Below are 16,692 nucleotides of genomic sequence, written 5' to 3'. Positions count from 1 at the left end.
CTCGTTTTCGCGTCGGCCCGCCTTCGCCGAGGTCGGATAAATAATCGGAATTTGTCGACAATTTCCGGCCCGGGTCGATCTGAAATAAGGAGATTCGCGGAGAAAAACGCAGATTTTGCGAAGCTAGTCCTTCTATTCCGCCCTATTCCGTTCGTCACGCGATAGATGCACAACATATAGTATTGTATAATGGAGACCTCACCCATATATTGTGGAGGAGGCCCGCAAATCGGGGGCGTTTTTACATACTATGTTTCTAGACGCTCTGATCTGTTTGCGCCTGAATATTAGATCCGGGAGGGCTATCATTGGAGACGGTTCAAGTGAAACGACTCGAAGGACTCAGTGAAAAAATATTTCTCGATCGGTATGCGATGAAGGATGCCGATACGGAAAATACCGCCGTCGGCGACGTCGTGCTCGTCCTGACGAAGGACGATCCGAAATTTCCGAGCAAGGAAGTCGGGGAAGTCGTCGAACGCAAAGGCAAACAAGTGACGATACGGCTTCGCAGCGGCGAGCTGTTCGAATCGACCATAGATAAACTGACGCTGACGAAGGAGAAAACGCCGGAGCAGCTGTGGGACCGGCTCGCCACGGCGATGGCGTCCGTCGAAGCGCCGGAGAAGCAGAAGGAATGGAAGGAGAAGTTCCGGTACATTTTGGACGACTGGCGTCTCGTTCCGGGCGGACGGATCGCGGCCGGAGCCGGCGCGAGCGACGAGCTGACGCTGTTCAACTGCTACGTCATTCCTTCGCCGCACGACAGCCGCGGGGGCATAATGGCCACTTTGTCGGAAATGACCGAAATCATGTCGCGCGGCGGCGGCGTCGGCATCAACCTGTCTTCGCTCCGTCCGCGGCGTTCCGTCGTCAAAGGCGTCAACGGCTCTTCGAGCGGCGCCGTTTCGTGGGGCGGCCTGTTCAGCTATACGACCGGACTGATCGAGCAGGGCGGAAGCCGCCGCGGCGCGCTCATGCTCATGATCAACGACTGGCACCCGGATTTGCTCGACTTCATTACCGTCAAATCGACGATGGGTCAAATTACGAACGCCAACCTGTCGGTTTGCGTCAGCAACGCGTTCATGAAAGCGGTCAAGGAAGACGCGGAGTGGGAGCTCGTGTTCCCGGACACGACGGACAGCGAGTATAACGACATTTGGGACGGCAACCTCGAGAAATGGAAATCGCTCGGCAAAGCGGTGAAGCATTACCGGACCGTCAAGGCGCGCGAAGTATGGCATACGATCATCGAATCCGCATGGCGTTCCGCCGAACCGGGCGTCGTGTTCATGGAATATTACAACCAGATGTCCAACAGCTGGTACTTCAACCCGATCATCTGCACGAATCCGTGCGGGGAGCAGGGGCTGCCGGCCTGGGGCGTATGCAACCTGTCCGCGATCAACCTGTCGAAGTTTTACGACGAAGCGAAGCAGGACGTCGCCTGGGACGATCTCGGCAAGACGGTCCGCTACTCCGTCCGGTTCCTCGACAACGTCATCGACAAGACGCCGTACCATTTCGAGGAAAACGAGAAAAACCAAAAGAGCGAGCGCCGCGTCGGCCTCGGCACGATGGGTCTCGCCGAGCTGATGATCAAGCTGAAAATCCGCTACGGCAGCCCGGAATCGCTCGTCTTTCTGGATAAGCTGTACGGGTTCATGGCAAAGGAAGCGTACTTGTCTTCGGCGGAAATCGCCGGGGAGAAAGGCTCGTTCACGCAGTTCGACGCCGACAAGTTTCTGCAGAGCGGCTTCATGAAACATATGACGAAGACGTTCCCGGAAGTCGGCACCGCGATCCGCAAAAAAGGCATGCGCAACGTCACCGTCATTACGCAGGCGCCGACGGGCAGCACCGGCACGATGGTCGGCACGTCGACCGGCATCGAGCCGTACTTCGCCTTCGAATATTTCCGCCAAAGCCGTCTCGGCTACGACAAGCAGTACGTGCCGATCGCGCAGGAGTATAAGGACAAGCATCCGAACGAGGAGCTGCCGGACTACTTCGTCACGGCGATGAGCCTGTCGGCGGAAGACCATATCCGCGTGCAGGCGGCGATCCAAACATGGGTCGACAGCTCGATTTCCAAGACGGCGAACTGCCCGTCCGATTTCACCGTCGAAGAGACGAAGAAGCTGTACGAGCTCGCGTTCGACCTCGGCTGCAAAGGCGTGACGATTTACCGCGACGGCAGCCGCGACGTTCAGGTGCTTTCGACCGAGAAGAAGGAAGACAAGAAGGAAGAGGCGAAAGCGGAGCCTGTACAGGCGGCGGCGGAGAAGCCGGCGGCCGAAGACGCAACCGCGCTGACGAAGCTGTCCGATACGCTGACCGGCGGAATCGATGCGCAAACGAAGCAAGTGTTCGACAAGCAGTACAAAAAACGCCCGCAAACGCTGCGCGGCGCGACATATAAATTCAACACGCCGTTCGGCATGGCGTACATTACGATCAACGACATGGACGGCTCGCCGAGCGAAATTTTCCTGAACGTCGGCAAAGCCGGCTCCGACGTGTTCGCCATGTCCGAGGCGCTCGGGCGCGTCTGCTCGTTGTTCCTGCGCTACGGCGACCACGGCGACAAAGTGCAGCTGCTCGTGAAGCATCTGAAAGGGATCGGCGGCTCCGGCGCCATCGGCTTCGGCGCGAACCGCGTCGAATCGATCGCCGACGCCGTCGCGAAGGCGCTCGAAATGCACAGCGGCGACGAGTCCGAGCCGTACATCACCGCGACGAAGGAAATTACGGCGACGGCCGAAGCCGAGAACGCGAAGCCTCATGTCCATTCCGGCTCCGTCTCGACCGACTTGTGCCCGTCGTGCGGCACCGCCTCGCTCGTCAACAGCGAAGGCTGCAAAAACTGCACCAATTGCGGCTACAGCAAATGCTCGTAACGAAAAAAAGCCCGGGGTTCCCCGGGCTTTTTCTTTTCGTACATGATATCCGCGGCAATCGGGCGGAATCGGGGTGATGATGGCGAACGAATCGTAAGATGCTTATCGGAGGAAAAACGAACGTTTTTTCAGGCTAACGAATCCGGATATCGCTATCAAGCCCAAAATCGAAGAAAACGAGCCGATTCGCCGGTAATAACGTTACCGGGGTTCGTTAAAAATTCAAACCGCCGCATTCGGCTCCGATAACGATCGTTCGGTTCGTTAGCCGTTGGAGCCTATTTTCCGTTCCTTCTCCCATGATCAAGCGTATCGGTCTGCGCGTCGAATAATCGTCCGGACGTTTTTCGCGGACCGTGTTTCTTACGCTAACGAGCCGTATCCGCAAGCGGAATTGAGTGTTGCGATTCCGCTTTCCTTATTTTATAATGAGTAAAAGTTCATTCATAATAAAGGGGGAGATCGTTTGCCGCGGAGCAAGGAACAGTTCGAAGCCATGCGCAATGCCACCAGGGAAAAAATCCATTCCGCTGCGATGCGGTTATTTGTTCGTCAAGGCTTCGGCTCGACGAATGTTCAAAATATCGCGGATGCGGCCGGCATTAGTATTGGGCTGCTGTATCGTCATTACAAAACGAAGGATCAGTTGTTTCACGAATTGGTTGCCTACGCGGTTGAAGGATTGAAACGCCATAGTACTCGCTTCGAATCCGATCAATCCCCCAAAAAGGTAATCGCACAGTTCGTCGACGAAGTGTACACCGACTTGATCGATGGGGAAGAACTGGCCAATCTGCTGATCCTTCTCAATCAATCGCTATTAGCCGGAGCTGCCGCAGACTCCGAACCGTATGACGAGATCCTCCGGGTAAATGCCAGGCTGCTTGATTCTACGGCACAGCTCATTCGTAAGGGTCAGCAGCTCGGGGAATTTCACCCCGGTGATGCGCGGGAGATGGCCGTCTATTTTTTTGCATCGATTCAAGGTTTGGCTGAGATGAAAGTATTGCTAAAGAGCAGCTTTACCATGCCCTCGCCCTCGATCCTCACCGCGTTTCTATTTAAAGAAAGGGAGTGACCCATCATGCTTAACTTGGTTAGAGCCGATCAAGCCGAATTTGATGTGAGGCGAGGAATGTCAGAAATATTCGCGGAGGGTTTCGCACAATGGCTTGGTTTTTTCTCCAAGGATCCGAAAAAAATCGCTGCGGCGTTCGCCCATATGTTCGTTCCGGATCAATTTTATGTGGCTTTATACAAGGGGCAAGTGGTCGGAATGGCTGCCTGCACGGATGCAACATCACATTCGGTTAAACTGGATATAACGGAACTTCGCAAGCATTTAGGCTTTTATAAAGGCACTTTGGCCGGTATTTTTTTGAAAAAGGAATTTGAAACCGCCTTTGCTCATCCGTCAACCGGTGTAGGCTCCATCGAATTTGTAGGGACGGCCTCCGCATTCAGGGGGCAAGGCGTTGCTTCGCAATTGATTCGTCATATCCTTGAGCATACTCCTTACAAGGTTTACTTGATTGAAGAAGTCGCCGATACCAATATTCCGGCCATGAAACTCTATAATAAATTAGGTTTTGAAGAATACAAACGCAGGCAAATACCAATGAACCGGGCAAAGAAAATCGGGATCCATCACATTGTATCGTTGAGGTATACGAAATAGCGATAGGTCTTTGGGAAAGATTCGAAGTCCGATCGTTCCTTGGACTGAAAGTGTTGAAAACCATTGAACTAAACGGGTACAAGAGCTCAATAAACATGACGAAGCTGCCGTCGGCTCGATCGGCGGCCTCGCTACGAACGGGCAGAATAGTGTCAAAATTGGAAAATACGACATTTAAGTTATGAACTTAAACCGGTTACAATACTATAAATCGCATTGAAGTTTTTGGAATTGACTGATATTATTAATTTGTATTCAAGTATGTGTAACTGGCGTAACGTAGGTAACTACGAGGAAGCACATATTCATAAGCCGTACGCCTGGGCAAGTATCTGATCTTAAATCAGATGCTTTTTTTATTTCAATTGATGAAAGGTCAGGTGCTTAGGGATTGAAGATAGCTTTCATTCTGTTTGACAAGATGACAACGTTAGATTTTGTTGGATTTTACGATGCTGTATCTTGGTTAAAAATTTTAAAAGTCAAAGAAGGAGTAACATGGGATCTTTGTGCAAACAAAGAAGAGATTACAGACGATCGGGGTATGACAATAAAAATAAAGCATGTTTGCCCAGACCTATCCGGATATGACTTATTATTTATTCCCGGTGGAATGCCCGCAAGAGAACTGAGATATGATACGGAATTTGTTTCATGGATCAAAAGTGGGAGCGCTGTACAGTACAAAGTATCTGTCTGTACAGGTGCATTGCTTTTGGGAGCTGCAGGATTCTTACATGGGAAAATGGCGACAACGAATCCCTCCGCTTATGAATTGTTGACTCCTTATTGCTCAGAGGTTGTTAAAGCCCGTATTGTACGGGATGGAGATACTTTAACGGGAGGCGGTGTCTCAGCGTCTATTGATTTAGGTTTATATTTTGTTGAATCTTTAACGAATGCGGATGTGGCGAAAAAGGTTCAAAAGATGATGGATTATCCGTATTATCGGACCGGAAATTTGACTACTGTGTTCATGCCCAACGATAAACCGATATAAAGCTTTGCACAGCTATTTCAGACAGTATAGAACCGTGCCAAGGTGGAACGAATCGTTTGGAGTTTGAATAAAAAAGAGCCGAAAGTGAAAAAAGCTAATGCGCGCGGTTTACCGGCGTTCTTGTTGCGTGGATACGGAAACAAGATGAAGAGGTGAAGGATGATTCGAGGAGTCATTATTGAAGGGTTGTCTACCGCAGGAAAAACATCGGTATTTTCTGCAATAAAGAGATTACACAGCCAAATACACAATAGCGAAAAGACGATAATTGCAATAAGTGAACGCTACTCGCAAGTTCTGCATTCATACAAGGGTGTCTTGAGAACCATGGACAAGGATGAACATATTCAGCTTTTAAATCGTCATGTTGATTATCTCGAACAACAATTCGAATGGTTTGAGTCACTTGGTCATACGAAACCATCAAACGGTATATTTTATTTGTTGGAGAGGTTCAGTATAAATCATCGAGCGGCCTTTATAAATTCTGCAAAAATTGAAATGCTGGAAAAACGTCTATCGAGGCTGAATGCACCATGTGTACTCCTAACCTTATCCCAAGAAGCTGTAGAGCCTAGATTTATTGAAAGCCGGGGCGAAGCTTGGAAATCGTATGTGATGGAAAACCACCCAACGGTAACAGAGGCATGTCAGAAGTTTTTAGACGATCAGGAGAAGCTTCGTATGTGTGCTAAACAATCGCTAATTCCCACTTTAGAAATAAACACGGAAGAAGCAGACTGGGATTCTTATGCAAAACATATACTCCTGGAATTAACCTAGCCTGAAAATAACTCATAACGCATACCCCTAGAAAAACAACACGAAACTAGTCAGGTTTGCGACATTCTGTGGCATCAAAATAACTGTAAGTCACAAAAATTGGGTGACTGCTTCTATTGCACGAATTGAAACGAGAAGGGAGAAATGGGAAATGCAGATTCACGAAGAAACAAAGTCAAAGGAAAACATAGAGGACATTATAGGCATGACTTGTATATATGTCCCGGTCAGTGATGTCTACAAGGCTGTTCAGTGGTATGAAGCAAATTTAGGTTGCAAACTCAGAGCAGGCGATAAGTTGGAACCTGATATGACTGGTGCGATCCTGAGATTTCCTGATCGTAATGGCAAGCCTCACGGTCCAACAGGGCCGGTTCCTGCCATATTCCTTCTCGAATCAAGGCCGGAAGGTGGCCGGTTAGGCTTTACCGGCAATGATGGTAAACGCAAAGCAGTTGGGTGTTTCATAACTCCACGCATCCAAGACCTTTTCAACCGTTTTAAGGAAAACGGAGTGAACATCGAAGGGGACATTCGGATAACATGTGGACCAAACCTTCAGTTTTATGATCCTGACGGGAATATGTGGGAAGTATGGCAGCCATAAAAAAAAGCAGTCGGCGAGTCGATCGGCTGCCAGGACAATTAATCCATATTACGGGGGTAATGTCAGTAGAATGGTATGAAAAAAATCTTGGATGCAAATTAATAGCCCCCATCTCAGGAGTGGCTGACTTGCAACTTGCCCCACAGCATGTAATTACACTTTTACACCGGATGATGAACAAGATAGCTGTTGGTTTGCTGGAAAGAATTATCAAGAAAAATCACCAGCTAGGCCGTCGATTACTTCGACGGTGAAGTATTTCACCGCATATTTATTCTTGATCCCTAGAGACTCTAATCGTTTGATCGACTGTTTGATGACAAAATCTTTTCGACGTTGGTCGTAAAAATCGGCTCCCAGTTCAATATCGTCTTGTTCCCGAGTTAAAAGATGATAAATGATCGTGAGAATGGTATGACCGACGGCAACCGCCGCGCGATTGGCTCCTCTCCGAGCGGCAATCCGACGATACTGGTGTTTGTCCGGACTTTCGTTTTCCGGCGCTTTCGTGGTTACCTGGAGACATCCCCGCCCACGAACACAAATGGGCAGCAGATGGAATTGATTCTTCGCGTCGGTACCGATTTCCGCCAAGATTTGCTCTGCATTTCGTCGGCCGATACCGGGAATCGTATCCAAGCGCTCCAGGTCTTTCTCAAAAGGGAGCATACGGTCCTTTACTTCTTCGTCCAGTTTGGCGATTTGTTCGTCGAGGAAGTCACTATGCTTCAACTGTGCCTCAAGCATGAGCTTCTGATGCGAACCGATCAGGCCCCGTAACGCACGCTCAAGGTCGTCCTTTCCAGTAGACGCCGGTGCTTTCCATCGCGACGTGGGTGCAACGTTGACGTTTGATCCAGTCGGCCATCTGGATCAGTATAGAACGCAAAGCCCCAATTTTCATTATCTGTGGTAACCGGCAGGGCATGGAGGGCTAACGGATAACGACGAGGCTGCCGGCGGATGATCGGCGGCTTTTGTGTTCGAATGGGGAAATGTGCTCTGATTTCCCCGATCAAAACACGGGGCTGCCATTCGGCAGCCCTTTAACGGAGACATGCATTTCGTTCAACGAACGAGTACGACCGAGGAGTCTCGGGCAGATTGGAGTAAAATCCCATCGTCGGACGTAAGCACGCGGGAGATCGGATCGGCCACTTGCAGCAGCAGGCGGCCGGAACCGTCCAGCAGTACGGCGCCGTAATCATCGTTTTCGCCAAGCCGGCATACGAGCCGATTGTTCGACACTTGAACGCCGACGACCGGCGCTTTCCAGACGAGCGGATCTTCCCCGTTCGGATCGGCCCGGTACAGCTCGAATCGGTCCGTCTCCTTCTTGGTTGTATAAAATACGTGTCCGTCGATGCCGTCAAACCATGACACGGCATGGTCGGACCGTTTCGTTTCGCCCTTTCCGTCCAGATCGGATGCGTACAGTGCGTTGTCGGCATCTTTGACATAATAAAGCGCGTTGTCGATGATTCGAAACCGGCTTACTTCGGCATTCACGATCATGCCGGTTTCACCCGTCTTCAGGTTGATTTTGTAGATTTTATTCGGATCGGTTTGGCCTCGCGAGGCCAATACATAAACATCATCCCCGATGACGGCAATAGAGGAATCGTCGCGGCCCGCCCCGAAACCGTTGCCGTATGCGGCATGCCAGCCATACATCAGGTCCGGATCGCCAACAGCTTTGCGGGTTGTCCCCTCCTGCCCCGGTGGCGACAAATAAAGGTTGCCGCTTCTAGGGGGAACACCGAAATGGATGATCAACGTGCCGTAAGGGGTTTCACGGAAGTCCAGCTTCCCTTGATGGAATAGCTCCGCCTTGCCGTCGCCGCCGATTTTCACAAACCCGTCGCGCCCCATAGTGGCTCCCCCCAAGTAATAGGTAAACCACAGCGAGTTGTCGCGGATTTGAAAAGACAGCCGGTTTTGTAGTCCGTATGGGGTTTTGACGTTGTAGGAATAAATCTCTTCCTTGTCGGACGGCTGCTGCACGGGAGCTCGATAAACATGGTTCGTCGTGTCTATCGTTTCGACGAAGTAATAGTACCCGTTAAAAAGGGCGATGTCGTTCTCCCCGGCATATGCTGGAAGGTCGACCGTTTGCAGCCGTGGATTACGGGACGTGATGCGAAGACCGTCAGTATCGCTCCATTCGTAATCCCATCCGAACGCGTCGTGCGCAAACCGCCATGTCAATGGGAAATACGTGACGTCCCGGAAGTTTAACAACGGGTACTCTTCGTTTGTATTGTCGATCGTTCTGCCGTTGATCGTGACGGCCGATCCGAGAATTTTCGCCGCGTAGGCGGATGCATTGCGACGCTCGGTTTTGTATGGGACATACGAGGAGGTTACAGAATGTTGGTTGATAGACAAACCGTCGTCCGGCGACCAAGTCGCCTCCAAACCGAGCAATCTGCTGTCGTACCACGTCATCGGAAAATAGGTGATATCCCGGTAAACCAGAAGCGGGTAATCGCGGTACCGGTTATCGACCGAGTGGCCGTTCAGCTTCACGGTAAAATCCGGCAGCGTAACCTTTACGCTCGCATCTGCGGCTCGACTGTGCCCGGCAGGCGCTAACAAGCTAAAGCAAAATGAAAGAACGACCATATATCCGATCCATGTTTTCCTCATCGTTTTGTCATCCCCTCTCTTTGAATTAAACGTGAGCGGTTGGGAAAAGTTGCTAATTGCGATGCGGCGCAACTAAATTATGGGAATCGGCGTCTATCACTGTAAATAAATGTAGAGGAGTAGAGAAGGATTTGATCAAACAGGTTTGTTTGTCGCTTCTGACCTTTATCCTGTTTTTCGTTATTTACGTTCACCCGGCTTCGGCCAACTCGTACGATTCGGCACCTAAAGCGCTGACCTTATTCGAAGACACCGACCTATACGACAAGGCTGATGAAAGGTCCGGACCCGTAGCAACGATATCGCCGCAAACGGTATTTGTCACCGGGATGGAGCCGGGATGGATCATGAAGGACCATCCCTGGGTTCGTATCGGCACCTGGCTCGGGGATAAGTGGATCCGGCCCAAGGTTGCTTATCCCGGCGAAGAAACGGCGGTCTCGACAAAGATCACAACTCACTACGATTTGGATTTATACCAATATCCGTTGGCCGGGTATCCGACCGGCGCCTATATAGGCCCGCAAACGGTTGACGTCGTTGCCGTGCTGGGTCCATGGATGAAAATCAACACATGGCTCGGAGAGAAGTGGGTATTGGCCCGGTATCCGATCGAATCGGCCGAGAAGCCGCTTATCGAACAGGACGAAGACGGATACGTGACCGTATCGGATCTGCAAGAGGAGAAGTCGGCCATCCATGGAAACGTGCGCATCAAGAGCGGCGTCGTTCAAATCCATAAAGACATCGCCGGCAAGTCGATACGGCTTTTGGCGATCGGACAGGACGGGAAAACAGTCGGCACATCACGCTTTGTTTTTATTGCCGATCAGGATACGGCTCCGCCCGAGCCCGGGGATATCCGCAGCTTTGAGACCGATCTATCCGTAATCGAGAAGACGGCGGGCTACCGTGTCGTTATCGAGGAGCTGTTTCGGGAAATCCGTTACGATGATTATATCCGAACGATGTACGGCGATCCGATCAGTCTCACTTTCGGCCCCCCCTCCGGGTTTTCGGGCAAGTTATCGATCGGCGACTTTCATCCTTTTACCGTATCGCTGTACAACACTTCCCAAAAAACGTTAACCGTGGAACCGATCGAGATGGAATTCAACGTTTATCGGTCGAATGAGCAAAATGAGCAGCTAGACCTGGTTTACAGCTACAAATTGCCCGTAATTCGCGGGACGATCGAGACGAAAACGGGCTACTCGTTAACGGTTCCATGGAAACAAAGCGATGGCGACCGACAGCCTCTTCCCGCAGGACGTTACATCTTACAGCTTTCTCGGCCGGATACGATATCGTTTACTAGGGAAGGCGACATGGAGGCGCAAACCTACCAGGTTCGAACGGACACAAGACACCCTTGGCGATTTGGTGTAGAATATGTCGAGTCCGCCTTCGAGCCGTAAGCAAGCGAAAAGATTGTAGGAAAAATTCCCCTTGCCGATGTGTGGGAGCAGCCCATTTGTCCGGAATAAAAGCGCCCTTGAGAGGGGCGCTTTTTCGCCGTATGCAGCCGAAGACGATAACCCGCGCAGCCGTAATAGTGCCGCCGCCGGGTCAACAAGCGGTGCGGGCTTTACAGCCGGTCCGGCGGGCTCCATAGGTGCCTGGCAGAACCACGAAGGGATGAAAAATCCCGTGATGTGGTTCTTTTGTTGTTCGTCCGACTGTGCCACAATGAGTGTGGGGGCGATGGGATGTTTCACGATTTCAAGCTTACGGATGACCGTCCGGTAGCCGTTCAGGTGAAGGACCATATGAAACGGTTGATTATTAAAGGCGCGCTGCAGGCGGATCAGAAGCTTCCGTCCACGCGCGAGCTCAGCCTGCTGCTGAACGTGAGCCGCAACGCCATCATTGCCGCCTACGAAGGGCTGGAAGACGACGGGTTATCTTATACGGTTCGGGGCAAAGGCAGCTACGTCGCTGCGATTTCCGGCGGCGGCAGTACAACGGCTCCTTCCTGGCAGCCGGATTGGCACGCGCGCACGAACGGGCATGCAAAGTCGGCCGTCAAGCTTGACCGGATGAAACGCGGCATCCTTGCGGAGCGGGGGACGATCTCGTTTACCAGCATCGCGCCCGACGAGAAGCTGTTCGATCTCGACAACGTCCGGCGGGCTTTCCTCGACCGGATGGCGATTGAAGGCAACGTGCTGCTGAATTACGGTTACGCGAAAGGCTATAAGCCGTTGATCGATTATTTGCTGCGCTACATGGACCATAAAGGCGTCAATATAAAAGGCAAAGACATGCTTATTACGAACGGCTTTACCGAAGGGCTCGATATGGTGCTGTCGGCGTTGCGCCGCCCGGACGGCGCGGTGCTGTGCGAGAATCCGACGCATAACACGGCGCTCAAGCTGCTGAAGCTGCACGGGTTCGAGGTCAAAGGCATTCCGATGGAGCGCGACGGTATCGACCTGCACGAACTGGATCGCGCGCTGGCGGAGCGGACGTACGATTGCGCTTATTTCGTACCGTCGTACCATAACCCGACCGGCATCGTAACGTCGCCGGAGAAGCGACTGGCGCTGATGAAACGGATGGCCGAACGGCGAATTCCCATCATCGAGGACGGCTTCAACGAAGAGCTGCGCTATTCGGGGTCCCATGTGGCGCCGCTCATGGCGACGGCGGGGGACGGCAACGGCGTTATTTATCTGGGCAGCTTTTCAAAAGTGCTGTTTCCCGGCTTGCGGGTCGGCTGGGTGTTGGCGGACCGGGAGTTGATCGACTATTTGGAGAGCATCAAGCGGGCGCGGACGATCCATACGTCAACGTTGGATCAGTCGCTGTTGTATCAATATTTGCATAACGGCAACTTGGAGAAATATTTGAAGAAAGCCCGCGCGGAATACAAGCGGAAGTATGAATGGACGAAACAATGCATCGAGGCGCACGTGCCGTACGTGCGGATGACGGGCGACGGAGGCTTGCATTTGTTCGTCGCTTTTGAAGAGGGCTTCGATACGCGGGAACTGCTGGCCGCTTGTTCGCGTCAGGGCGTTATTTTTACCCCGGGAGAAATGTTTTACACCGGGGAAGGCGAGGGTCGGCATACGATGCGGATCGGCTTCTCGCGGGTGAATGACGAGGAGATCGGCAAAGGGATCCGGATTATCGGCGAAACCGCCAAACAATTGACGAACTGAGGTGTGCGGATGAGGAACTATTTGTCTAAACGGGTGAGGGAAATTCCTCCCTCGGGCATTCGGGCTTTTTTCGATATTGCGGCAGGCAGTCGCGACGTTATTTCGCTTGGCGTGGGGGAGCCGGATTTTGTCACGCCGGAACCTATACGGGAGTCATGCGTTCAGGCGCTTCGCGAAGGCCAAACCCGCTATACGTCCAACGCCGGTCTGCCCGAACTGCGGGAGGAGATCGCGCGCTATCAATGGGAGCGTTTCGGGCTGGGTTACGAGCCGTCCCAGGAAATTCTGGTAACCGTCGGCAGCAGCGAGGCGGTCGATCTGGCGCTGCGCGCCTCCATCGACCCCGGCGACGAAGTGCTCATTCCGGCTCCGAGCTATATCGCCTATGCGCCCATCGCGTATCTTCACGGAGGCCGCGTAACGGAAGTGGAGACGACGGCCGAGCAAAACTTCAAGCTGACGGCCGAAGCGCTGCGGAAAAAACTGTCTCCCCGCTCCAAAGTGCTGATGGTCAATTACCCGTGCAACCCGACCGGGGCGATCATGACCGAGAACGACTGGCGGCCGATAGCCGAATTGGCGGTCGCCCACGATCTGATTGTCGTCTCCGACGAAGTGTACGCCGAGCTGACGTACGGCCGGCGGCATGTCAGCCCGGCTTCGCTGCCGGGGATGAAGGAACGGACGATCGTCATCAACAGCTTCTCCAAAGCGTTCGCCATGACAGGCTGGCGCATCGGCTATGCTTGCGGCGACCGGGAACTGATTTCCGGAATGCTCAAAATTCATCAATATACGGCGATGTGCGCGCCCGTCCTTGGCCAAATTGCCGCAATCGAGTCGCTTCGTCACGGCATGGAGGCGATGGAGGAGATGAAGTCGGCGTTCGCCCGGCGCAGACATCTCGTCGTGCAAGGATTGCGGGAAATCGGACTGCCGTGCCGCGAACCGGATGGAGCTTTCTATGCGTTTCCTTCCGTCGCGCATACGGGGCTGAGCGCCGAACGGTTCGCGCATCGGCTGCTGCAGGAGGGCGGGGTCGCCGCCGTACCCGGCCACGTCTTCGGCTCCGGAGGCGAAGGGCATGTCCGCTGCTCCTACGCCGTGTCGGAGAGCCGTCTGACGGAGGCGTTGGAGCGGTTGGACCGGTTTGTCAACGCGCAGCTGAAGACCGGCTGCGAGCTGCCGGGGTGACGGCCGCGGCGCGCAGCAGCAGTTTCTCATCCCCGGCCACGACAAGCCTCTCGCCGGAAACCTCCAGATCCAGCGCGAACCTCTCGACCAGCCCGTTGTTGAGCACATCCGACGCTGCCATCAAGATTCTCGTCGGACCTGACCGGCAAACGTTGCATACGGCAGCGGGCCTGAGAGAAGGCGCTCACTCATACTTCGGCCGGTACTGCATGGGCGATACGCCGGTCCATCGACGGAACTGGCTGGAAAAGTGGCTGAGCGATTGGAAGCCGAGCTCCAGGGCAATGTCCTCGATCGGACGGTTGGTTGTCACCAGCAGCCGTTTTGCCCGTTTAAGGACCAGCTCGCTGACGTAGCGGCGCGGCGAGACGCCGTATACTTTGGTGAACAGCTTCGAGCATTGGCTGCGGCTTAAGTGCAAGTCTCGGGCGATCCGGGCGACGGATTCGTCGGAATCGGCCGTTACCATCCGCCGAAGCCGTTCTTCGATCGCATGCGCCGTTTCGATTTCCAGAAAGGAAGCGACGGAAGGCCGGGCTTTCCTGGCGGGCGCTTGAGAAGCGGCGAATTGCGCAGTCAACGAAGCGACGATCTGTAAAATCGCGGCTTGCAGTTCAAGCTTGCGCAGCGGATCGATATCCAGAGTCACGAGCTTGGCGGACGGACCGGAGGAGGGGTCGTCCGTCAGGCTCAGCGACATCAGCCGCTCAATGCGCGCAACGATTTCCGCCAGTCCGCCCGCAGCCGCATCGGCGCCTTTCAGCAGAAAGCAGTCGGCGGCGATGAGCCGCCTGCGCAAGCCAGGATCGTCCACATCAAAGTGGATGTTCAAAAACGAATACGGCTCGGCGGCGAGGTTCTCCAGCCGATGGCGCACCCCGGCTTTCAGCAGCATCCAGTCTCCCGCGCGCATCGTCCGTTCGCTTGCTCCCACCAACTGCACAACTTCGCCGCTGAAGCAGTGCAATATTTCAAACAAATGATGATGATGCGGCGGATACGACCAACCCGGCGGCTTGACGAAAAATCCGCATCCCCTGATTTGCAGCGTGCTGGTCATACTCGGAAAGATCACCTCGATATCCATTCGCTTCCTCCGTTCTACTGGAGACAGTCCCTTCGGTCGGTGCTGCAGGCCGTGCTTGTTTCCTTTTTTTCATATTATCATATTTGGAACATCCCTAACGGTAGTGGCACAAATGCTAAAAAAAACGGACGCTTTGCGCATGGTCCAGGGCGCAAATCCGGCTTATGATGAAGGCAAACGCCCTTTACTGGGATTCGGTAATTATGACTGTAATCGCATACATTTCGCAAACCGGTACAGATGCGATTACCGAACTTGAAGTGCGTTTAAACCAAATAACAAAGAGGGGGTCATTCATGTTGAAGCCATCCATTACGATCGGAGCGGCGGGACTGCTGCTCGTACTCGCCGCCTGTTCCGGGGCGGGCACGCCGGATGTCGGCAAAGGGGCGGGGGAGGCTCCGGCCCAGCCCGAGAAAAAAGAGCCGATCACGCTTTACTTTTACAACGTCGGCGCCAACTTCGACGCCGAAGGCTACTTCGAAGAAAAGTTCGGCAAGGCGATCAAGGAGAAATTCCCGCACATTACTCCGGTGTTGATCCCTACCACGAGCGGGGCGCTCGACAAGCAGATCGCGTCGGGCCAGCCGATCGACGTCATTTTCGGCTCGGTCGGCCTCGCCTACAACAGCGTCTTTCTGAACAACACGCAGTACGATATCGAACCGCTCGTCAAAAAATACAAGACCGATCTAAGCCGCTTCGAGCCGCAGACGCTCGAGATGATCCGGCAAATGAGCGGCGGCAAGCTGTACGCGCTGCCGTTCGACACCGCAGCTTCCGTCATTTACTACAACAAAAACTTGTTCGACAAGTTCGGCGTCGCCTACCCGAAGGACGGCATCACCTGGGACGAGCTGTACAGCTTGTCGGTCAAGCTGACGCGCAAGGAAGGCGACGTCCAATATTACGGCTTCACGATTTCGCCGAACCATTACTTTTTGCGCAACCAAATGTCGCTCAACTTCGTCGATCCGCAAACGCTGCAGGTGTCGCTGACGAACGACAGCGTCAAAAGCCTCATGGACAACATCGCCCGCTTTTACCAAATTCCCGGCTTCAATCCGGATAAGGCAAAGATGGACAGCTTGGTCAAAATGTTTTTCCAGGATCAAGTGTCGGCGATGTGGACGCCGGTGGCCGGTCTGCACGTCGAGAAAGACCTGGCCCCGCTCAATTGGGATATCGTCTCGTACCCGACGATGAACGGCTTCGGGCCGCAGCCTTATCCGGTCTTCATGTTCCTGAACGTCGGCAGCAAATACAAGGACGACGCGTACCAGGTGATGGACTTTTTGTCCACCGAGACGTTTCTGACGGAGAAGGCGAAGGCGGCGACGTTCATCCCGGCGCTGAGCAGCCCGAACATTCCGAAAGTGTTCGGCCAGGACGCCCCGCTGTACAAAGGGCGCAATGTCGCCGCGATCCCGCTGAAAAATATGGCGAAGCCGTCGCCCCAGAGCAAATATTACTCGGCGGCGACGGCGCAGCTGACGAACGCCTTGCGCGGCATTTTGTACGAGGGCAAGGACGTCAATACGGCGCTGCGGAATGCCGAGGAAGCGGTCAAGAAGGCGATCGAGGCGGATAAAAACAAGTAGCCGCGGAGCTGAAGGCCGGCGGA

Annotated in this window: 12 protein-coding genes, 1 pseudogene and 1 riboswitch; of the genes and pseudogenes, 10 read left to right on the top strand and 3 right to left on the bottom strand. The window is 53.4% G+C overall.

The window, feature by feature from the left end:
* Positions 1 to 374: 374 nt before the first annotated feature.
* From PV407_RS10000 to PV407_RS09975, 6 genes are all read left to right on the top strand, one after another.
* On the top strand, positions 375 to 2,903 hold the full coding sequence (locus PV407_RS10000) for an adenosylcobalamin-dependent ribonucleoside-diphosphate reductase (protein WP_442951641.1): 2,529 nt from the start codon (positions 375 to 377) through the stop codon (positions 2,901 to 2,903).
* 466 nt (positions 2,904 to 3,369) lie between these two features.
* Positions 3,370 to 3,981 (top strand): TetR/AcrR family transcriptional regulator, encoded by a 612-nt coding sequence (locus PV407_RS09995; protein ID WP_332089775.1) that lies wholly within the window; start codon positions 3,370 to 3,372, stop codon positions 3,979 to 3,981.
* 6 nt (positions 3,982 to 3,987) lie between these two features.
* Positions 3,988 to 4,581: a GNAT family N-acetyltransferase gene (locus PV407_RS09990; protein WP_332089774.1), complete on the top strand. Its 594-nt coding sequence runs from the start codon at positions 3,988 to 3,990 to the stop codon at positions 4,579 to 4,581.
* 255 nt (positions 4,582 to 4,836) lie between these two features.
* Positions 4,837 to 4,914, top strand: a riboswitch (ZMP/ZTP riboswitch).
* Positions 4,915 to 4,972: 58 nt separating this feature from the next.
* Positions 4,973 to 5,581, top strand: coding sequence for a DJ-1/PfpI family protein (locus tag PV407_RS09985; protein ID WP_332089773.1), 609 nt, complete (start codon positions 4,973 to 4,975; stop codon positions 5,579 to 5,581).
* A gap of 159 nt (positions 5,582 to 5,740) precedes the next feature.
* Positions 5,741 to 6,364, top strand: a complete 624-nt coding sequence (locus PV407_RS09980; RefSeq protein ID WP_332089772.1) for a hypothetical protein — start codon at positions 5,741 to 5,743, stop codon at positions 6,362 to 6,364.
* A 151-nt stretch (positions 6,365 to 6,515) separates the two neighbouring features.
* Complete coding sequence (locus PV407_RS09975) at positions 6,516 to 6,971, top strand: VOC family protein (RefSeq protein WP_332089771.1); 456 nt, start codon at positions 6,516 to 6,518, stop codon at positions 6,969 to 6,971.
* A 210-nt stretch (positions 6,972 to 7,181) separates the two neighbouring features.
* On the opposite strand, the pseudogene PV407_RS09970 reads toward PV407_RS09975, so the two are convergent.
* Positions 7,182 to 7,772, bottom strand: a pseudogene (locus PV407_RS09970) (transposase); the annotation flags it as partial.
* A gap of 267 nt (positions 7,773 to 8,039) precedes the next feature.
* A complete protein-coding gene (locus PV407_RS09965) occupies positions 8,040 to 9,620 on the bottom strand; it encodes a DUF5050 domain-containing protein (RefSeq protein WP_332089770.1) in 1,581 nt (526 codons plus the stop codon).
* Between the two features lie 131 nt (positions 9,621 to 9,751).
* On the opposite strand from PV407_RS09965, the gene PV407_RS09960 reads away from it, so the two are divergent.
* The 3 genes from PV407_RS09960 (at position 9,752) to PV407_RS09950 (ending at position 13,981) form a co-directional block, all read left to right on the top strand.
* Positions 9,752 to 11,038, top strand: a complete 1,287-nt coding sequence (locus tag PV407_RS09960) for a hypothetical protein (RefSeq protein WP_332089769.1) — start codon at positions 9,752 to 9,754, stop codon at positions 11,036 to 11,038.
* A 291-nt stretch (positions 11,039 to 11,329) separates the two neighbouring features.
* Positions 11,330 to 12,787 carry an aminotransferase-like domain-containing protein gene (locus PV407_RS09955; RefSeq protein ID WP_332089768.1) on the top strand — a complete coding sequence of 486 codons (1,458 nt, stop codon included), beginning with the start codon at positions 11,330 to 11,332 and terminating at the stop codon, positions 12,785 to 12,787.
* A 9-nt stretch (positions 12,788 to 12,796) separates the two neighbouring features.
* The gene (locus PV407_RS09950; protein WP_332089767.1) at positions 12,797 to 13,981 is read left to right on the top strand and encodes a pyridoxal phosphate-dependent aminotransferase; all 1,185 of its coding nucleotides are present in this window, start codon (positions 12,797 to 12,799) and stop codon (positions 13,979 to 13,981) included.
* Between the two features lie 184 nt (positions 13,982 to 14,165).
* Here PV407_RS09950 and PV407_RS09945 read toward each other — a convergent pair whose 3' ends face one another.
* Entirely contained in the window at positions 14,166 to 15,068 is a 903-nt protein-coding gene (locus tag PV407_RS09945) for a helix-turn-helix domain-containing protein (protein WP_332089766.1), read from the bottom strand.
* A gap of 296 nt (positions 15,069 to 15,364) precedes the next feature.
* Here PV407_RS09945 and PV407_RS09940 point away from each other — a divergent pair, with 296 nt between their 5' ends.
* Positions 15,365 to 16,669, top strand: a complete 1,305-nt coding sequence (locus PV407_RS09940; protein ID WP_332089765.1) for an extracellular solute-binding protein — start codon at positions 15,365 to 15,367, stop codon at positions 16,667 to 16,669.
* Positions 16,670 to 16,692: the final 23 nt, after the last annotated feature.

This window comes from Paenibacillus sp. GYB003, assembly GCF_036577625.1.
Taxonomy (GTDB): Bacteria; Bacillota; Bacilli; order Paenibacillales; family NBRC-103111; genus Paenibacillus_AB.
This window is presented reverse-complemented; position numbering and strand designations above follow the sequence as displayed.